General features: G+C 39.3%; 15 protein-coding genes, 1 tRNA gene, 2 rRNA genes and 2 pseudogenes. 8 read left to right on the forward strand and 12 right to left on the reverse strand.

Annotated elements, in window-relative coordinates; translation table 11 throughout:
• Positions 1-57 precede the first annotated feature (57 nt).
• Positions 58-1,005, forward strand: coding sequence for a ribose-phosphate pyrophosphokinase (locus Q0791_RS14730; RefSeq protein WP_299007859.1), 948 nt, complete (start codon positions 58-60; stop codon positions 1,003-1,005).
• An 86-nt stretch (positions 1,006-1,091) separates the two neighbouring features.
• On the opposite strand, the gene Q0791_RS14735 is transcribed toward Q0791_RS14730, so the two are convergent.
• The 3 genes from Q0791_RS14735 to Q0791_RS14745 all read right to left on the reverse strand — a co-directional run bounded on the left by Q0791_RS14735 (position 1,092) and on the right by Q0791_RS14745 (position 4,510).
• Positions 1,092-2,306 (reverse strand): multidrug effflux MFS transporter, encoded by a 1,215-nt coding sequence (locus tag Q0791_RS14735; protein WP_299007862.1) that lies wholly within the window; start codon positions 2,304-2,306, stop codon positions 1,092-1,094.
• A gap of 103 nt (positions 2,307-2,409) precedes the next feature.
• Positions 2,410-3,447 carry a nitronate monooxygenase gene (locus tag Q0791_RS14740; protein ID WP_299007867.1) on the reverse strand — a complete coding sequence of 346 codons (1,038 nt, stop codon included), beginning with the start codon at positions 3,445-3,447 and terminating at the stop codon, positions 2,410-2,412.
• A 442-nt stretch (positions 3,448-3,889) separates the two neighbouring features.
• Positions 3,890-4,510, reverse strand: coding sequence for a hypothetical protein (locus tag Q0791_RS14745; RefSeq protein ID WP_299007869.1), 621 nt, complete (start codon positions 4,508-4,510; stop codon positions 3,890-3,892).
• A 416-nt stretch (positions 4,511-4,926) separates the two neighbouring features.
• Between Q0791_RS14745 and Q0791_RS14750 the strand changes: the two are divergent.
• A pseudogene (locus tag Q0791_RS14750) lies at positions 4,927-5,385 on the forward strand (transposase); the annotation flags it as partial.
• A 214-nt stretch (positions 5,386-5,599) separates the two neighbouring features.
• Here the strand turns inward: Q0791_RS14750 and Q0791_RS14755 are convergent.
• The 3 genes from Q0791_RS14755 to Q0791_RS14765 all read right to left on the reverse strand — a co-directional run bounded on the left by Q0791_RS14755 (position 5,600) and on the right by Q0791_RS14765 (position 7,997).
• Positions 5,600-6,244 carry a hypothetical protein gene (locus tag Q0791_RS14755; RefSeq protein WP_299007872.1) on the reverse strand — a complete coding sequence of 215 codons (645 nt, stop codon included), beginning with the start codon at positions 6,242-6,244 and terminating at the stop codon, positions 5,600-5,602.
• A gap of 291 nt (positions 6,245-6,535) precedes the next feature.
• On the reverse strand, positions 6,536-7,651 hold the full coding sequence (locus tag Q0791_RS14760; protein ID WP_299007875.1) for a calcium:proton antiporter: 1,116 nt from the start codon (positions 7,649-7,651) through the stop codon (positions 6,536-6,538).
• A gap of 269 nt (positions 7,652-7,920) precedes the next feature.
• Positions 7,921-7,997, reverse strand: a tRNA-Trp gene (locus Q0791_RS14765).
• Between the two features lie 350 nt (positions 7,998-8,347).
• On the opposite strand from Q0791_RS14765, the gene Q0791_RS14770 reads away from it, so the two are divergent.
• Genes Q0791_RS14770 through Q0791_RS14780 form a run of 3 tightly spaced genes read left to right on the forward strand, consistent with a single transcriptional unit; the run spans position 8,348 to position 11,308 of the window.
• Positions 8,348-8,668 (forward strand): 2Fe-2S iron-sulfur cluster-binding protein, encoded by a 321-nt coding sequence (locus tag Q0791_RS14770; RefSeq protein WP_299007877.1) that lies wholly within the window; start codon positions 8,348-8,350, stop codon positions 8,666-8,668.
• A 1-nt stretch (position 8,669) separates the two neighbouring features.
• Positions 8,670-10,064 carry an NAD(P)/FAD-dependent oxidoreductase gene (locus tag Q0791_RS14775; RefSeq protein WP_299007880.1) on the forward strand — a complete coding sequence of 465 codons (1,395 nt, stop codon included), beginning with the start codon at positions 8,670-8,672 and terminating at the stop codon, positions 10,062-10,064.
• A gap of 2 nt (positions 10,065-10,066) precedes the next feature.
• Positions 10,067-11,308: an FAD-dependent oxidoreductase gene (locus tag Q0791_RS14780; RefSeq protein WP_299007883.1), complete on the forward strand. Its 1,242-nt coding sequence runs from the start codon at positions 10,067-10,069 to the stop codon at positions 11,306-11,308.
• 95 nt (positions 11,309-11,403) lie between these two features.
• Here the strand turns inward: Q0791_RS14780 and Q0791_RS14785 are convergent, their stop codons facing one another.
• Complete coding sequence (locus tag Q0791_RS14785; protein ID WP_299007886.1) at positions 11,404-11,661, reverse strand: hypothetical protein; 258 nt, start codon at positions 11,659-11,661, stop codon at positions 11,404-11,406.
• A gap of 313 nt (positions 11,662-11,974) precedes the next feature.
• Here Q0791_RS14785 and Q0791_RS14790 point away from each other — a divergent pair, with 313 nt between their 5' ends.
• Complete coding sequence (locus Q0791_RS14790) at positions 11,975-12,448, forward strand: type III secretion system chaperone (RefSeq protein WP_299007889.1); 474 nt, start codon at positions 11,975-11,977, stop codon at positions 12,446-12,448.
• A 13-nt stretch (positions 12,449-12,461) separates the two neighbouring features.
• On the opposite strand, the gene Q0791_RS14795 is transcribed toward Q0791_RS14790, so the two are convergent.
• The 3 genes from Q0791_RS14795 to Q0791_RS14805 all read right to left on the reverse strand — a co-directional run bounded on the left by Q0791_RS14795 (position 12,462) and on the right by Q0791_RS14805 (position 15,364).
• Complete coding sequence (locus Q0791_RS14795; RefSeq protein ID WP_299007891.1) at positions 12,462-13,307, reverse strand: isocitrate lyase/phosphoenolpyruvate mutase family protein; 846 nt, start codon at positions 13,305-13,307, stop codon at positions 12,462-12,464.
• A 63-nt stretch (positions 13,308-13,370) separates the two neighbouring features.
• Complete coding sequence (locus tag Q0791_RS14800) at positions 13,371-13,904, reverse strand: methylated-DNA--[protein]-cysteine S-methyltransferase (protein ID WP_299007897.1); 534 nt, start codon at positions 13,902-13,904, stop codon at positions 13,371-13,373.
• Between the two features lie 5 nt (positions 13,905-13,909).
• Positions 13,910-15,364, reverse strand: coding sequence for an AlkA N-terminal domain-containing protein (locus Q0791_RS14805; RefSeq protein ID WP_299007893.1), 1,455 nt, complete (start codon positions 15,362-15,364; stop codon positions 13,910-13,912).
• 807 nt (positions 15,365-16,171) lie between these two features.
• Between Q0791_RS14805 and Q0791_RS14810 the strand changes: the two genes are divergently transcribed.
• Together Q0791_RS14810 and Q0791_RS14815 are read left to right on the forward strand one after the other, a co-directional pair.
• Entirely contained in the window at positions 16,172-17,497 is a 1,326-nt protein-coding gene (locus Q0791_RS14810) for a hypothetical protein (RefSeq protein WP_299007895.1), read from the forward strand.
• A gap of 700 nt (positions 17,498-18,197) precedes the next feature.
• A pseudogene (locus tag Q0791_RS14815) lies at positions 18,198-19,292 on the forward strand (IS630 family transposase).
• Positions 19,293-19,646: 354 nt separating this feature from the next.
• On the opposite strand, the gene rrf reads toward Q0791_RS14815, so the two are convergent.
• Both rrf and Q0791_RS14825 read right to left on the reverse strand, forming a co-directional pair.
• Positions 19,647-19,762 (reverse strand): 5S ribosomal RNA (rrf, locus tag Q0791_RS14820).
• Positions 19,763-20,028: 266 nt separating this feature from the next.
• Positions 20,029-20,319: ribosomal RNA gene (locus Q0791_RS14825) — 23S ribosomal RNA — on the reverse strand; the annotation flags it as partial.

Here is a 20,319-nt window from a genome sequence, read left to right on the forward strand (position 1 = left end):
AAATAATATAGATTATTTCAGCCACTAAAAATAACGCTTAAGCCTGAGGTTCATACAGTGCCTGACATTAAACTTTTTGCTGGTAACGCTACACCTAGTCTCGCTAAAAAAATTGCTGAACGTTTATTTTGTAAACTTGGAGACGCAGAAGTTGGCGTATTCAGCGACGGTGAGATCAGTGTCCAGATCAATGAAAATGTGCGAGGAGCGGATGTTTTCATCATTCAATCGACTTGTGCGCCGACCAATGATCACTTAATGGAACTGATCGTCATGGTTGATGCGCTTCGTCGCGCATCAGCAGGCCGTATCACAGCCGTTATACCTTACTTTGGTTATGCTCGCCAAGATCGCCGTGTCCGCAGTGCACGTGTGCCCATTACAGCAAAAGTGGTTGCTGATTTCTTGTCCAGTGTAGGTGTAGACAGAGTCTTGACTTGCGATTTACATGCTGAGCAGATCCAAGGATTCTTTGATGTTCCCGTGGACAATGTCTTTGGTAGCCCTGTATTGCTAGAAGACATGATGCAAAAAGAGCTGGAAAACCCCGTTGTCGTCTCACCTGATATTGGCGGTGTCGTTCGTGCTCGTGCTGTCGCCAAACTCCTAGACGATTCCGATCTGGCCATTATTGATAAGCGTCGTCCACAAGCCAATGTGGCTCAAGTGATGCACATCATTGGTGATGTCCAAGGCCGAGACTGTATTATTGTCGATGATATGATCGATACAGGTGGAACACTTTGTAAAGCCGCTGAAGCCTTAAAAGAGCATGGGGCAAATCGCGTTTTTGCTTATGCAACCCACCCTGTTTTTTCAGGTAACGCAGTGCAAAATATCAAAGACTCTGTGATCGATGAAGTGATCGTCACTGATACTATTCCTCTCAGTAAAGAAATTCAGGCCCTTGATAAAGTGTCTCAATTGACTATGTCCACTGTCATGGCTGAAGCAATACGCCGCGTCAGTAATGAAGAATCGATTTCCGCTATGTTTGAGCACTAGTACTGCATTGAGCGCTAATGCGGCAACTCATTTTTAATCGATAAAATGACATTTCTGATCAAAAGCACACTAAGCCGTGTGCTTTTTCATTTTACGCTTGATTTATCTCGCCTAAATTGATTCAAAATTCCCCCTAATAACCCTATGGAGATAACGATAAAAAACAGACTGAAATTGACTGCTGTATTGGCAAACTGTGACATAAAAAATGTCCCTAATAAACTTCCTAGGCCATAACGAATACAAGCTAATACTGCACTTGCCGCTCCGCCCATAGCTTTGAAATCTTCCATTGCAGCCGCTAAAGAAGGCCCAAAACAAAAAGCCACTCCCCAAAAAAGTAACCAAGCCGGTAAAATGAAGGTCACTGCATTTTTAGCAATATAAAGATTACTCAGCAACATCAAGAGTGCGCCTATTAGCATCAAGCTTGCACCGAGAATGATACTGCGATTAAGTCCAAGGAGCTCCACCCACCGAGTAGAACAAAAAGCCCCCATGGCAAACATAAGGGCGCAGCTCGCAAAATAAAAACCATAGGCCTGCTGACTCACATGGTATTGTTCAATCAATATGAAGGGGGAAATACTGGTTAATGTAAAAAATAAAATCGTACTCGCAGTACTGAAAACACTGTAACCTAATAGCGATTTATTTCGAATGATTAAAGAATAGTTTTTAAAAACTTGCCTAAAATTCAATGGTTGGCGAGGCTGAAAGCGACTCGTATCTTCAACAAAAATAACGGCTATCAATAAGGCAACAATGCCAAAAATAAATAACACGATGAAGGCGGCTCTAAAACTATGAAATTGATCTTGTAATAAACTGCCCACAACTGGGCCAACCAAAGTCCCTAATGTGGCAGCGCTGGATAAAAAACCATAACCTTTCGCCGCCACAACGCCAACATAGCGATCACGAATAATAGCATAAGCGGTCACAACGGCCGCTGAAGCCGCTAAGCCTTGTATCACCCTTGCAATGATCAAACTCTCAACACTTGAGGAAACAATGCAATAAAGCGAGCCTAAAATATAAACCAATAGTGCAGAGATGGCGCTCATACGCCGACCAAATCGATCGGATAAGGGACCAAAAATAAGTTGCCCAACTCCCATCGATAAAGTGTACGCTGTCATAGTTAACTGAGATTCAACCTGAGAGCTCGATAGCATACGCATCATATTAGGTAATGAAGGGGCGTAAATATCCAGAGATAAGGTGATAATACCCACCATAGGCGCTAAAACTAAGCCGACCCCCAACATATTATTAGGCAGTTTTGCATTAAATATCACTCACTCATCTCCTAATAGTTTAAAATTCACGATAAAAAGCGCTTAAAAAATAAAAGTAAGCATTTGATTAAGATGTAATTTATGATTTAGTCGCTATTTCACATTAAATCAGTTTTGCAAGCGACTGGGTTAATACTGTCGCTGACACTTCTTTACAGCCCGTCGCATTTTGCCCACACCATAGTGGCGAAAAGTCTTTACTGCCTTTCGCTTCTGCTTTTTTTCGAATAGCAGCCATACTCATTGCCGCTAACGGAAAAGGAGGAACGGCTGAATGCGTGACCCCCAACTCAGACATGACTCTATTCACAATGCCTCGTGCAGGCTTTCCTGAGAACAGTGTGGTCAATGCCGTATATCGAGCTTGAGGACTTTTAATGGCTTCACGATGTATAACCGTTGTTTTAGCTTCATCACATAATAAATATGCTGTTCCCACCTGTACAGCTAACGCACCAAAAGACAGTGCCAATTTGACGGTTTGTGCATCTACAATACCGCCAGCGGCAATAACAGGTAATTTAACCTGCCCAATAATCTGCGGTAATAGCGCATAAGTCCCAAGCTGAGTACTCAGATCTTGAGTGAGAAACATGCCTCTATGGCCACCAGCCTCAATACCTTGAGCAATAATGGCATCAGCGCCATTTGCTTCTAGCCATTTCGCTTCCTCGACAGTTGTCGCCGTTGATAGCACTTTTGCCCCCCAAGACTTAACCCGCGCTAATAAGACTTTATTGGGTAAACCAAAATGAAAACTGACAAATTCAGGCTGATAAGGCTCAATGATATCCGCAATGTCATGGCTAAAAGGGCGCCTTTTAGCCCCTTGAGTAATATCACTTTCTTGAACGCCATATTCTAAAAAATAAGGCTTTAATGCCGCTCGCCATGTTAATTCAATAGCATGGTTATATTCAGGAGAAACGTGACAGAAAAAATTAAGATTAATAGGCGTTGATACCTGCTTTTTCAATTTTTCGACTTCGAATTTTAACAGTTCAGCACTCAACATGGCGCAAGGCAATGAGCCCATTCCACCGGCCTTAGCGACGGCAATCGCTAACTCGCTATCTTGCACCCCCGCCATCGGCGCTTGAATGATAGGTAAAGTAACTCCCAAAAAATCTTGAAATGCCATAATTCAATCTCTCCAATGAGCCCCTGCAATAAAGATACTCCAAATCAATCAAAGAATGTGCTTTTCAAGAAAATATTTAAGCCGCGTCTTGGTATCTATTCCCATGATACTTCAAGATGCCTGTTTTCAGAGTGCATAAAAGTGCCTTACTCAAGGCGGGCTCTTCTTAAAAAACAAAGGAGCCGAAATACTTATTGCCTTTTAGAATGATACTAAGGTAGAGGTCGATGCTTTGACACACTTCCAAGGAGCCGGCTCTTGTTAGCAAAGCGGAGAGCATTTTATATTGTTTTATTAAACATCGACTTAAAATAACTAGGCTCGATGTTTAGCTGAGCATCAAGGATGTTAGAAATGGCATTTATGCAGGAATAATTAATGACCTTATCTAAAAGGTATTTAATTCCAGTTGAATCCTGCATACACCTTAAAAATCTGTCTGTTAACCCACCATAGTTAAGTCGTTTTCCATAATGTACATAGTATTTGTACTGATCCCTGTGGTATTTGCCTCAATTTTGGTTGTATGACTGTCTACCGCAGTCTCAACCGCTGTCACTCTAGCCGATACCGCTGATATTTCGGTCGTTTTTTCCTGTATATCCGTTACTGTTTCCTCTATTCTAGAAACCGTTGTCGCCAATTTACTTGCCGTCGCTTCAATCTGATTGGTTGTTCCTTTAATCTCATCACCAACGATATTAACTTTGGCTTGTAACGCATGCAGTTGGGACAAAGTGGCTTTAGCCTCTTCAGCGACCACTTTAGTACGGGCACCAAACAAACTGTTTGCCGTTGCAACGACCTTATCGTTCTTCACTTCTAAATAGGTTTTACTCGTACTGACTTTGACTTCAGCTGTCGCGTTCACAATAAATTTGGCAGCAACCGTAATATCCACCACAGCACCAATATTAATCCCTGTCGACAAAGCCAATTTATAGCTATTATAATTCCCCACGACTATACTGGTACTGGAACCAACCACATAAGAAAAGCTGTAATCTGTAACAATTTTTAGCCCTGTCATCGTTGTACTATCTTCTAAAAACGTCGTAGACATAGGTATACCTCGCCATCAAAGATTGAAATGAAAAAACGAATACAAAGAAAAATTAAAGTTTGAAGTAAAAATTATATAGAGCAATTGTTTTAAATAATATCAACCCAGTTAACTCATCACTTAAAATAAATGACCAATTTATGCCTTTCAATATAACGTACTATGTAATGTTTTATTTTAAAAGCCCAATTTACTAACCTTTACTTATTATAACGATATCAACGAATACGGCAGTAGAGTGACAAATACTCCCGCTATAAGTTCCAAATAATCAGTATCATTAAAATTAATTTATTAATTAAGCATAATGACAAAGGTTTATAATATAAAAATATCATTATCAATAATTTCTATTTTATTTTCGGCTATGCTTACACTTTTCTTATCAATTAGCACTTCCACCTTCAAGTGTCTATTTAATTGTGCAATCAAAAATCGGTATTTCATCTTTATCAATTAAATCTCAAATAAGCGTGTCTTATAATACAGCTTGGCATGTGAAACAAAAAATCAGACAAATAATCATACAAACAATCAAATAGCGAGATCATAAACACCAATTATCGAGTATTGTTCAAGTTAATAACGTGTATTATTGCGGTAAGCGTCATGGTGGAAAACAAGGTCGAGATTCAGAAAATAAATTGCCTTTTATCTCAGTAGTATCCACGAATAGTGAAGGCCATCCTCCTTATATGAACTTTAATGTTGTAAAAGGATTCCATTTAACCTAGGTCTCCTGTTGGGCAAAAACACTTAGCTAAAGGAAATACGCTCATATTCGATAGACTCGCTTGCTTTAGTGCAGTAAAGAGGCGGAATGTGAGCATTTCACTATAGTAACAGGTGGCGTTCCAGAAAGTGTGACGAAACAGTAATTCATTTAGAGCAATACGATGGTAGGGAATGTAAAAAATGCCAAGTTCTCATGATGAAAACAAACAACATCAAGCGACATACAAGCAATTGATAATATATTAAAAAGTGTGAATAAAATCCATTGTGACTAATTGAGTCAAAATAATATTCATTCGCTTGCGCGTACGAAATATTTATTAAATGTGGTCGCTTATTGCTGAGATCTAGGCATTACTCAATAATGGTAACGCCTGAACTCAGAATAGTGATCCCTGTTACTTCTTGAACACTAGTCTCACTTAACTCGCATTTATATTGACTTTGTTTAATTTCTGTTACTGTTTCACTAATTTCAGTGGTGGTCTCTTGTATGTTAGTCGTTGTCTGTTCCAGCTTGGTAACACGATCCGCAATACTAACACTCTCAGCAACAACTTTATTACCAATAACTTGAACGTCAGTCCCCAGTGCTACAGCGTTTTCTTCAATAGCTTCTATCTTTTCTTCTACCAGTCCAAGTGAGTACAGTGCAATTTTGGCTTCATCAGCTGCGATTCTTAATTTTGCTGCAGCAAGCTCCTTCTTGTCTGCCACAACCTTGGTACTATTTGCTCCGAAGTACACCCGTTCAGCTTTAAACTCATAAGCTACCAAACTAAGGCTCGTTTTAAGAGCTAGCGTCACATCCAATTTTCCTCCAACGGTTAAACCAACATAGGTCCCAAACTTAACATTATTATAATCCCCCACTGTAACACTGGTACTAGTACCCAAAACAAAAGAAAATTTTGCCTCAGCTGTAAGTTTATATCCTTTAAAAGTTGCCACTTCCGTTGCAGTATTAAGATCTGAAGAAAAATCCTTAGTCGTAGACATAAGCATACCTCATGAGCAGTTACCCTCTTTAATACTATCTATTAAAAACAAAATTCTGGACGATTATTGACCACCAAATAAATAAGCAAACCAATGTTTGCAGTTCTTTACCTTAGATAATGATTATTTACCAATCAAGTTAACATAAAAATGTGGTGATTTATATTTTTAGTCTAAAAAATGAAAAGTTTCTTATTTTTTCACTATAAACTTTCATTTATCAATGTTAATTTTAGCAACCTAGTGAAAACACAGTAAATACAAATAAATCTCCGCTGATACAGGTAGAATTTATACCGAATCAAAAATAAGCACAATATAAGCTGCGAATAGCGTCAAATGAACCACTCCCTGCATAATATTCGTTCTTCGACTCACAAACGTCACCACACTGACTAATAATGTCAATATCAACAACATAGACTCAAGTGGATCAAGCCCTAATTCTACAGGTAAAGCCGTGATCCAACCGACACACAATACTGCAGGGATCGTTAAGCCTATCGTTGCCAATGCCGAACCCAAACAAATATTCACGGATCTTTGTAACTGATTCGCCAAAGCAGAATTAACTGCGCTTAATCCTTCGGGCGTTAAAATAATCGCGGCAATGAGAAAACCACCTAACTCTACAGGTGCATGAGTCAACACAATTACATGGTCAATATACACCGCTAACTGTTTTGACAAGAAGACAATGGCAAGGATCGCAGCAATTAACATAACAAAATGGTAAGACGTGGTTTTTACGATTAAGTTATGTTCATTACTCTCTGTCGGTGTGATCGACTGACGTTTATTTTCCGGTGGTTGAAAAATATCACTGTGGGTTGTCGTTTGAATAACTAAAAATACACCATACAATACCGTTGCCGTAATGCCCAAAAAAATCGCCAATAACGGCGAAAGTGTTCCTCCCTGACTTGAAGCTGTAAAACTTGGCATAACAAGCCCAAGTACAGCCAAGGGGATCAAAACAGACAAGTATGTATTCGCTCCTTGCACATTATAACTTTGCATTTTGTGACGCCAACCACCCACTAATAAACTGATCCCCACCAAACCATTAAGAATAATCATTACCACAGAGAACATAGTATCTCTTGCCAATGTGGAACTATCAGCTCCCGTTAACATCACTGAAGAAATCAAGGCAACTTCAATAAAAATAACAGCCAGCGTCAAAATCAAAGTACCATAAGGTTCCCCTAAAATAACCGCAAGTGATTCCGCATGCCGTACGACATTAAAAGCTCCCCAAAGCATAATGAGAAAAACAACAATGAGCAGTAGAACACTCTCACTATTCCCTAAATTTTGTGGTGACAAGTTATCTTTTAAAAATAGAAAAACACCCAATAGTAAAAAGCAACATAGCGTTGCAAGCTCTTGTCGTATTACTCTCATTAACCTTCCCTTACTGAATTCTCATAAACATTGGCTGAGTCAATATTCATAAGCATAGTTAAGGATTTCACGCTTTAAGAAAAATCTGTAATGATAATTCCCTTTAGCAAGGCGCCATTCAGGCGCAATCACATTGCTAAAATGAAAAAGGGCTCTTTTGCCTATACAAATGACAATATCCACACTTTAAAAAGTAGCGCGAAAGGAGAAAATCTAAAAGAAATCAGAAAAGACAAAGGCCTAGCATTTCTGCTAGGCCTTCTGGTATTTGGCAGGGGTGGAGAGACTCGAACTCCCAACCATCGGTTTTGGAGACCGCTGTTCTACCAATTGGAACTACACCCCTGTTGACGAGACGCATTATGCTGAAAAGCATGGCAAAGGTAAAGTACTTTTTTACAATAAACAGTTAAGCGAATAATTTTCAATCACACTGGTGTTTTGTTATTCAAAACAGGTATCGAACAGACGTTTTTCGAGCAGCGCTGAGTTTATTCACTAAATTGCTTACAAGCTCTCAGATTATATCGATATAAATTAACCTAGATCATTGAAAGCTCAAATAACCTCCTTTATTGTTACTTAATCATACATTTGTCACAAATTTGTTATCGATTAAATACGTAAAAACGAGTACCCTCAACAGCAGCCATATATTTATCTGTATATTTGAGCTCTTAGAAGTAGGAAATACTAATGAATAAAAATGAAAAGCGACTCAGAAATCACGATATCGTTCCAACCAGCGGCCAGTCAACTCGAGTTTGGGTCGATAACCAATCAGTCGACGCCATTCCAGGAGAAAACATTCTCAGTGTCCTATTTGCTGTAGGCAAAAGAACAATAACCAAAAATGATCACGGCAAAGTCACTGGCGCCTATTGCGGTATGGGAGTTTGTCATTGCTGTACCGTCAAAGTGAACGGGCAACATAAAGTAAAAGCATGTCAAACACTCATCGAGCCTGAAATGCAAATTATCACTCAAGTCAACCGCCTGCACGATGAAGGATTATAATATGTCTCACTCCTCCCTTCCTGTTGTCATTGTTGGTGCTGGTACAGCGGGAATGTCTGCTGCCGCCGAGCTCTCTGAGTCAGGGATCCATTCTATAGTCATTGATGAAGCCCCTCGAATTGGTGGCGCTGTTTTTCGTGGCCCCTTTCGTGAAGCGATAGAATTACCTCACCTCGATAATAAATTGCGAAAAAAAATAGCCAACATCCGTCAGCTATATCAAGAAAACCAATCACATATCCAACTCATGCTCGAAACCAAAGTATTAGGCCCTTCGGGTAATAATGCATTGCTGGTAAGGCATAAAAACGAAGTGTTCGACATACCTTATGAACAACTCATTATTGCCACTGGCTGCCATGAACGCTCGATCCCTTTCGATGGCTGGCAATTGCCAGGGATCATGTTACTTGGCGGAGTTCAACTCCAACTTAAATCAGGTTTAGTTAAACCCGGTCAAAAAATGGCTATTGTAGGTACTGGCCCCTTGCTTCCCTTAGTGGCTTGTCAGCTTCACAAAGCGGGTGTCCATGTTGTGGGTGTTTACGAAGCAGGGAAATTCAGTGACTTTGCCAAAGAAAGCCGCGCTTTTTTAAACAGGCCCTTATTGACTTTAGAGGGTATGGGATTACTCAGTTACTTAAAAGCTCACGCCATTCCTATACACTATGGCTGGGGAATTGTTGCAGCAAAAGGAGAAGAGTCTTTAAAAAGCATCACTGTCGCGCAATATAATGAAGATTGGTATCCCATTCAAAATACAGAAAAACAAATTGAAGTTGACAGCCTTGCCGTGGGATATGGTTTTGTCTCCCGTAACCAATTATCTCAACTCATGGGTATTGAACACCAAGTATGTTCTTTAAGTGGTCTTAAACCCCAAGTCGATGAATGGCAAATGAGTTCTGTACCCAATACCTACATTGCTGGAGACAGCGTAGGAATATTAGGTGGAGAAGGTGCCATGATGGAGGGACGAATAGCCGCTTTATCCATAGCCCAAAATCTAAACGTCATGTCATCTGTTGTCGCTAAAGAAAAAGCAAACGAATACTTTAACTTACTTAATAAAGTTAAATTATTTAGAGCCGGATTTGATCGAGTCGGCCGTCGACGAGAGGGATTATTATCACTATTGAAGCCCGAAACCCTCGTTTGCCGCTGTGAAAATGTATCTAAAGCAAATATCGATAAAGTGATCAATCAAGGCGTTAAAGATATTACTACGTTAAAAATGCGAACACGTGTTGGTATGGGCGATTGCCAGGGAAAAACCTGTAATAGCTATTGTCAAGACAGACTCAGACAAGAACTCGATACACTCGATGTCGGATACGTTAAACCTCGTTTTCCCCTTGATCCTATTCCTTTTTCAGCATTATCGGAAGGTGTATAAATATGCCCACACTCTCAAATAAAAAATATGACATCATTATTGCAGGTGGTGGTGTTATTGGCGCAGCTTGTGCTTACTTTTTAAGTAAAGACAAAGATCTTAATATCGCACTCGTTGACTTAAAAAAACCAGGCAATGCCTCACGTGCTTCAGCTGGTGGCCTTTGGGCAATAGGTGAATCTGTCGGTTTAGGTTGCGGAGTGATATTCTTCAAGCGCATGTCAATGCAGAGAGCAGAAGCCGAAGGTGCCGATCTTCCCCCGCTGCGCCCTCATGTTCTACCTGATTGCTTTTTTGAATTTGCCCTTAAAAGTAATAAAATGTACCCCGCCCTTTGGCAAGAATTAAAAGACAAGCATGATGTCGATTTTAAATTTGAAAAAACCGGCCTTAAGTACATCATGTATGACAAATACGATAAGCTCTATGCCGATTCTATTGTTGAGCAAATTCCTGGACTCAGTGACGAAATTAATTGGCTAAGTGCTGAAGAGCTGGCAAAAGATGAGCCTCATATTAATGCTGATGCTATCGGTGCATTAGAATTTAAGTGCGACCATCAGGTCAATCCCTATCGATTAAATGAAGCCTATATGGAAGCCGCTAGACAAAATGGCGTCGAGCTATTTTTACAAACCGAAGTCACAGATGTTGAAAAACATGGCAATCGCATCACGGGAGTCAATACCACAAAAGGCATGCTAGCGTGCGACATGCTTATCAATGCAGCAGGAAGTTGGGCTGCACAATTAAGTAAAATGGCCACTGGCATTGAAATTCCCGTTTATCCTGTCAAAGGACAAATTATTCTCTCAGAGAAATTACCTAAAATACTCAAAGGCTGCGTTTCCACCACAGACTGTTACATCGCCCAAAAAGATAATGGTGAAGTGCTTATTGGAAGCACCACAGAAGAGAAAGGATTTGATACGACCAATACTCTACCAGAGTTAAAAGAGTTAGCCACTGGTGCCATGCGCTGTTTGCCTATACTTAATGACATGAACATCAAACGTTGCTGGGCGGGCCTAAGACCAGGTACACCTGATGAATTGCCCATTTTAGGGGAAATGGAAGGAGTAGAAGGTTACCTCAATGCTTGTGGACATTTTAGAACAGGTATTCTCACCTCCGCCATCACAGGTAAACTCATTAACGATCTGTATCGTGGCCTTCCGCTGGATTTAGACATTACCCCATTTAAACATGCTCGTTTTAATGAGCAACATAAAAAGCAGGCTTAACCTCATTATTTCTGCTAACCATTAAATCACACTGATCTACCTGCTAATGTTTGGAGCCTATGATAAACATTAGCAGGTATGCCATTAAAATATTCTTATTCAATAGCATCTATCACTCCACTATCTTCATGCCCCCAACATTCATCATTATGCTGCTCGTACTCTTGCCCTATGGGAAAAATAACACTCACTTTTTGTACTTCACCATGCTCCTCGGTTTGATTTTCTCTAAAGACAGGAGTGATATCTTCATGAGCATCATTCTCGATGGCAATTGAAGCACACCCTTGAAGAAATAGTGCACATCCAAGTGCTGCTAGCAATACTCTCAAACCTACAATAAAACAACGCATTCCATCCCTAAATATAGCTAATCAACTGAAAGTAAAAGTATTCCTTAAAAAATTCAAAAAATATATATCACTTTAATCGTAAGAGATAAACGATGAGTAAAGACTAAACAACAAGTCCTGACTCATGAGTCAAAACAAAAATCAAATATTATCATTAATATTATTTAATAATAAGACATTTAATATCATGTAGTTATGGAAATAGAAAAATAAGATATAGTAAATTTTCAAATTGATGTCATTTTTTGATAGATATTAAACCAAAGTCGTATAGCATATGTATAAATTTGATTTAGATGGCATTAAAACGAGAATGAAATCAATAATCACGACTATTGAAAAAATAGGGCAGTCATTAGAAATAGGTGACTTTACGTTTAATTCTGATGGTTATTTATCTGTCATCTTGCACGAGCAACACACAGTACACTTTCAATTAAATGAGAGTCAAAACACATTAAATCTTTACGCCGAAATTGCCGATTTAACCCATATAAAATCTGTTAATTTACTTTCTGAATTGTTAAAAGAAAATTATTTCAGTCAAGAAAAGAATCACTTTCACTTTAGCATTAATCCTGAAACGAACTGGTTACTTCTATTTAAATCAATTGATGAACCTATGATAGATCCATCAATACTGAAAAGTTTAATCGATAACTTATTAGAAGCAATTATCTATTGGCAAAAGCACATCAATAATTTTTTGCAGGACAATCTCAATAAAAAGATGCAGCAAAATAAATATCAGATCCCCGCTAACAAGTTTTCTTTTATTTCAAGATAACATACAAGAAAGGCTACCTATTTGCTCTATGAAAAACCGTATTCACTTGAGTATTAAAGGCCGGATTTTGATATAAGCTCGCCGTATTATTCTGTTGTAATAGTGTACTGGCAGTATGTTCCATAAAAGCAATAGTCAAATCTGATAGTGCATTACCTAGACTGAAACGTTTTACACCCAAATCTTGCAATTGGCTCATATCAGTTAGATCCGGTAGTGACATAAGGTTTACGGGGGCAGCAATGCTTTGAGTCAAGGTCCTGATATCATCACTTTGAGTCATGCCAGGCACAAATATTCCGCTCGCCCCATTGTCGATATAACAACTACCCCGCTTTATGGTCTCTTGAAGCGGATCTTTGGCATAAAAATAAGCATCGATACGGGCATTGATGAAAAAATCCTGATACCCCGCATCATTCAACCCCAAGCGAATGGACTTGATAAGCTCTCCATGATCAGCCGCATCTTTCAAACCACCTTCAACACTGTCAGCCAAATGACTGGCAAAAGGTTTAAATGAATCTTCAATATTAATGCCAACAACGCCTAAATTTGCCAATTTAATCACATTACTCATAATCTCATCATTTGTCTTCGCAAAACCCGACTCAATATCAACAGTCACAGGAATACTGACTACAGCCATAATTTTCTCAACAATGGATAAACATGCCTCAAAAGATATGATCTCACCGTCTTGATACCCTAGACTATTGGCCATTCCCCAGCTGGTGGTTCCTATGGCTTTAAAACCCGCTTGCTCTAAAATCAGCGCAGATAAAGCATCCCATGCATTGGGCAGTAACAGCGGTGCTTCTTGTTCGTGCAGGTTTTTAAAGTATTTACAAGTATTCATTTGTCACTCCATTGATTTCATTATTTTTATTAATAAAAAGTTACTTACTGTATTTTTGCTAAATTAATTCAGAAATTGTGTTTTAGCTTGGCGATGTTGAATCACTGAGCGAACATCCCCATAAAGCTCGCAGACGGAGTGCTTAATAGCAATCCCCTCATGCCGTAATAACCATAACTTGCGCTCCAAACCACCAGCATAACCAGTAAGGGATCCATTTGCCCCAATCACTCGATGACAGGGCACTATGATACTAATAGGGTTTCGACCATTTGCACCGCCCACCGCCTGTGCCCCTTTAGGTTTATTCACCCTTTTTGCAATATCAGCATAGGTAAGAGTTTGTCCAAATGGGATTTGACTTAAACACCGCCAAACAACTTTTTGAAAATCAGTTCCTTGTGTATCAATGGGTAAATCAAACTCTCGGCGAGCGCCTTCAAAATATTCAAATAACTGCACCTTACAGGCATCTGTCACAGTATTGGGCTTTTCAACACCTCTATCAGAGCCGCAAAAAATTAACTGCCGAATGCCAATATCAGACGCCTGACATTCCATCAACCCCATTGGGGTCTCTAAATAATCGGTATAAATCACCATTATAATTGACTCCATAATTGAAAAGTTAAATAACTGCCCCATGGAGAGGCTTTTTCTGCACTGAGCTTCTTTTCTTTACTGGGTTGGTTAATCTGATATTGTGCTAGTACTTTTTTTATGCCTAAATCCGCTTCTAAAAAAATATCGGGATCACTTAAGCCCCTCATACGAGCATATTCAACCGTCCACGGGCCCACTCCTTTTAACTTCAGCCATTGACTGGTATCGTCTGCAATATTCTTACTCGATCCATCTCGACTTTTTTCACAACAGCCTTGAGCTTGTTCATTGCCTTTGTCCTGAGTTTTCATATCACAATAGTATTGCGCCAAATTACGCAAGGTTTGTTTACGAGAACCAGGGATTTTTAAAAAAGCCAGCTCACTGTCTGCTATCGCTTTAGGTGATGGAAACAAAAGCTGCTCCCCATAAGGCTCTCCCAATTCGCTCACAAGAGTCGATACTAAATTTCGCGCCGCTGCCACCGAAATTTGTTGACCTAAAATCGCTCGAATACCCGCTTCAAATAAGTTCCAAATGCCTGGTAATCTCACTCCAGCCTTAAAAGGAAATGAAGCCGGCAAACAGGCTTTCAGATCATTCTCAACAGCTTGCACGTCAAGATCTAAATCCAAAATACGCCGAATATTGTTAATTATCGCTTTCAGATGTTTAACCTCATTGAGTTCGAGATCCACTTCAAACATATTAAATTGGGCATGATGCTTAGCAGTAAAACAGCCTAAAGTACCGTGCCAATTAAAGGTGCGACCATAACTGTGTTCATCACACCATTCGAGCTTATCCACGACTCTCGCTGCTAATGTGCCTTGCATTAAAGACCAGTTAAATGGCGGCCTATAATACAATTTCAACGTTAATTGATTGGGCTTGTCTTGACTGGTTTTTCTTACCTGTGATGGTGTCAACTTAAGCTCAGATTTAAAGCAATCATTAAAACGCCGTACGCTATCAAAGCCGCTTGCCAGTGCCACTTGAGTAATGGGTAATTGAGTTTGTTGTAATAATTGCTTAGCAAACAAGCACTGTTGATAGAGAGAATAACGCTTCGGCGACATACCTAAATACTGATTGAACAATTGCCTTAAATAGCGGTCACTAATCCCTAATCGTTCAGCCAATTGTGCTAATGAATGAGATTGCAATGCTCCCTCATCAATTAAACGCATCGCCCTATCAAGAGTGGCATTGACCCCCTTCCAAGCTGGCGAGTGAGGTGCGCTATCTGGGCGGCAACGCAGGCAAGGCCTAAACCCAGCATTAGCACATTCTATCGCTGAGGAAAAATACTGTACATTCTCTTCCTTTGGCGGACTCGCAGGACAGATACTGCGGCAATATATCCCTGTCGTTTTTACCGCAGTAAAAAACTGCCCGTCAAAACGAGGATCTCTCGATAATCTCGCCTTTTGGCAAATACTCACATCTAACATTAAGCATCCCTTCTCTCTCATAACTTAATGCAACCAGTATATCTTGCCTTGAACAAGAAACTAGCCAAAATCGGAACTGAATGCGATAAATAGCAGATAAAGCATCACCTAAAAAAGATACTTTCATGTAATCTATTTCAATTTGATCACTTTCACTCACGATAATATTTCAATAAAAGGCTTACACATTATGCTCACCCATATAAAAATAAAACCCATATAAATGTCTCTAAATGAATCTCCATGAAATTAATCTATGTAAAATAATACACTGATAAAAAACTTATTATGTGTCGATATTTTTAAAGTCTGTACATATAACAAACAAATTAAATTTAGGTACACGATATTTTAGTTTCTCCTAAAAAAATACCTGTAAAATATAGCATGATCCAAAAAAATACTCATAAAAAACATATCATTATAAATATATTTAGTTTTCTTACTTAAGAACAATATAAAAAGACAACATAAATTGACACATAAAATCAAAAAATAACAAAATTATCAACTAAAAGTTGAAACAAAAAAAGACAATAACACCACCCAAACCAAAAAAAATAAAAATAAAAATATATTAATCGTTTCATCATTAATTTAACTAAACGTAAATAAAATAACAAAATGAACGTTAACTTAAATTCAATTAATGTTTTTATCTTCTTAAATAAAAATGCCATTGATACTTTACTAACTGGCTCGAAGCACAATTACTTTATTGTCCATATCAATAAAAGGATGAATATTTAATCAAGAATAAAAAGAGACAAGCCAAAAAATAGCATTTATAAATAAGTGGAGGTCAACATGATAAATAAGGTTTCAATTGCCACAGTATTAACAAGTTCATTATTAACCATGCCAGCTTGCTTTGCTGATGATGACAATGATGTGACAGATTATTTAAATTATACAGTAAATGGTATGATTGAGGGCACAGATGATGGTACAGGTGAGAGTTATAATACAGCTGATGATGGTATCGATGATATTCCAGGTAATAAAATTTCCAGCATTACTATTTACGATCAAGGAAAGTACCTAACTGGGATCAAAATTGATTACCTCTATGGCGGATCAGTACTAGTGGGAAATGATGATGACTCCTCCTCCACCATTGAACTCGATGCCAGTGAATTTATTAACTATGGCACATTGCGGTCCTATGAAGTCGATGATGATAAGTCCGTCATTTGCGGCTTTACATTCACTACATCAGATGATAATGAATATGAGCTCGGTAACTGTAAAAAAGGCTATGATCATTCAGGAACCTTTTCCTTAGAAAGCAGCGGCTATGTGTTATACGGCTTAGCAGGCACCGTCAGCGATGATTATATTAATACGACAGCCATTGTTTATGGCGAGCCTTTAGAATTGGAATATTCTGGTATTGAATTTGATACCGATGTGTCAGTAGGTTCAGCGAGCACTGGATTTTTATCCGATACTGTCGGGATCAATAATACAAATACAGAGCAATCAGCTACATTAAGTGTCACCTATAGCGAAACAGACAGTTCTACCGATAGCTACTCTTCTACCGCTGGCATAACTGAAGGCATGAGTGTCACCATCAGTGAAGAAGTGAAAAGTGACGCGATTGTCTCTGTATCATCTAAATGGTCTTATACCTATGATATTTCTTTATCATACTCTGAGACCGTTGGCGAAACCACGACAGAATCATCAACGTCAAGCTTTACTGATTCATCTACATTAAATGTTTCGCCCATGACTATTACCGCGATGAAAAAAGTAGTCTATTCCAGTACCGCAAGTTTTCCCTATACCATTACTTATACTAACCCATGGGATGGAAAAGAATTTTACGTTGAAGGCAGTATCGATAATGCCACAGCCGTCAGCTCTTATGTCGAATGGATCGATGTTGGTTATGTAGACGATGATGGTTGTTATTATATTGATGAAGCTTATCAAGATGATTATGGCGATATGGTTGCCACTTGTACCTCAACTGATGACACTTCAACCGTATCTAGCACCTCTGTCAGTACAACCAGCTTAAGCTCTTTAAACCTTAACAGCATAAAAATTAGTGAAGACGATACTAACTGGCAAATGTCTGATGAAGAAATTCAATTCCGTCAAGAAAATGGAATAACAGACTAATACCAATTCTCTTATATAGATGATCAATTCAGAGCTTCTCAGGCTTTTCAATTCAAGGCGCATTCATTGAGAAAGGGTTATTTCCTTTAAAATGAATGCAACGCAGAAGTGGAATGTCTGAGCAGCTCACTTTGTGCGGGTCTCAACATACTTTATGCTACGTTAGATGCTTTCGATATACGACCTCATGGATGAGGGAGGTAGAGTGACGTTTGAACCCAAGCCGAGAATGCCTATTAGCTTCAATCATCTGCGACCACCATGGATGGTGGGACTGTCTGTTAATGCAGGAGCAATTAACGACCTTGCCTACAGCATGTTGAACTCCCGCTGAAAGATCACTTATATAATAGAATTGGTATAACATCATTAATCAAAAAATAAAAAAGGGCGTTTAATATTCTGTGTCAGTGTTATCATTTAAATATCCAGCGCTTTATCTAAACGCCCTTCAAAAAAATTCCAATCTGAATAATCGCACCAAGCATAGGACATAGGTCGTTGATATGCATATTGCATTAATGGCATTCCCTTTATCCATATAGGTCGTCACTTTCCGCGTTGACTCACAGGGATATGGAAAATACAGACAATGTCGGGAAATATTGTCGTAGACCCACAAGAATATGGGGAATGCATATTCTACCAATCTGAATTCAAATGTGATCTAATGTAGTACGACTTCATTTCGCTTTTTATTATGCAAAATTATTCTTCTAAACAACTTGTCGCATTATCTAAGTCTGAAAAAGACGCACGAATGAGAATTCGCTTATTGGCCGTTGCACGCTTTTTAGAAAACACATAATCGTGCTTTAGTGGCTCGCCAATTAAAGCTAAGTCGAACGAGCGTCAACGCTTGGGTTAAAAGCTATCTCACAGAAGGTATTGATGCATTGAGAAGTGATATGTTTAATCAAAATGCGAGTAAGATGATTCATGCACAAAAGCAAAAATTGTTTACCTATATCGATACCCATAGTCGCTCAGAAGAAGGCGGGCGACTCATAGGCAAGGATATTCAAGGTTATATCCAATCTGAGTTTGGTATTCAATATCATTTAGATCATGTCTACAAGCTCCTGAAAAGCATTGGACTGAGTTGGATCACGAGTCGTTCGCAACATCCTAAACAATCAGAAAAAGTTCAGGAAGAGTTTAAAAAAACTCCTGATAAAAACGATCGATATGATCCCTGGGCACCTTCCGTTAGATCGCGTCGCCTATTGCTACAACCTAGGTGGTTTCAGGATGAAGCTCGCTTTTCTATTTAAAAGATGATCGGCAAAACACGACAGCAAAGCTCCGGGCGGCAACAGGCACAAGACCACGTGCAGTTCAACAACAGCAATTTACATTTTATAAACCATAGGGCTTATATATTTGGTGCTGTATGCCCAGCCACTGGAAAAACCGAGGCACTCGTTACGCCATTAGTGAATAAAGAAGTCATGACACAGCACTTAAAGCAAATTTCAGAGGCAACAGAACCAGACAGATATGCACTTGTTATTACAGACGGTGCCCCTTGGCATACGAATGAAACAGCAGACTCATTCCATAACTTATCAATATTGAAACTCCCGCCTTATTCTCCACTCTCTATTTACAAAAACTAAATCCTATCGAACAAGTATGGCAATGGCTAAGGCAGCACTGTTTAGCTAATAGATGCTTCAGAAATTATAATGATATTGTTGATAATGTTTGTCGTGCATGGAACACATTTATTGAGTGTACTAAAAGGGTCAAAAGCATATGCTCGAGAAGCTGGGCAAAAGTGACCAACTTCTAATGCAGATTGGTATAAAGAATGTACTCTGAAAAAGTCCAGCTGCGAGTCCATCAACCTGCATCAATGGCATTCCCTATATCCATATAGGTCATCACTCTCCGCGTTGACTCACAGCGATGTGAGAAATGTCGCCAGAAAAGCAAAAAGTGGCGTCTGTCATGGCCAGCTACGGGTAAACCCTCCGCGTTCAGAGCCAGCATCAAGCTTTGCTTGATAAGCGCAGTCTCTTCACCCTACTATCACATGAAAGGAAACATGCTGTGCATGTGCTTTTGTCTTCTCCATGTGAGAGTGTCATTTCCGCCATAAACAAAAAAGCCTACTCAATGAGTAGGCTTTTTTGTTTTATTTGGCGCCTGGAAATGACCTACTCTCACATGGGGAGACCCCACACTACCATCGGCGCGATTGCGTTTCACTTCTGAGTTCGGAATGGGATCAGGTGGGACCACAATGCTATGGTTTCCAGACAAAATTTTGTCAGGAACAAAATTTCACGAACTTCAGTTCGCCCAGCGGGTCAATTACATGGACGTAATTGATGAAAATAATGTACCTAAATATGTTAATTTGAAAAGCTGCTTTCAACGTTAGTCAAAAGAAAATAAATTGAGTGCCACTTACATTAAGTGTTTTTCTAATTTCGTTATAGAAACTATTTAGTGTCGACCTCCATGGATGGAGGAAGTACTCAAAAACGTCAGGAACGTTTTTAGTGAAAACCCATTAGGGTTGTATGGTTAAGCCTCACGAGTCATTAGTATCAGTTAGCTCAACGCCTCACAACGCTTACACACCTGACCTATCAACGTCCTAGTCTCGAACGGCTCTTTAGAGGGATTAAATCCCTAGGGATGACTCATCTTAGGACTCGCTTCCCGCTTAGATGCTTTCAGCGGTTATCGATTCCGAACGTAGCTACTGGGCAATGCTATTGGCATAACAACCCAAACACCAGCGGTTCGTCCACTCCGGTCCTCTCGTACTAGGAGCAGCTTCCTTCAATCATCCAACGCCCACGGCAGAT

Source organism: uncultured Shewanella sp., assembly GCF_947495455.1.
Lineage (GTDB): Bacteria > Pseudomonadota > Gammaproteobacteria > Enterobacterales > Shewanellaceae > Shewanella.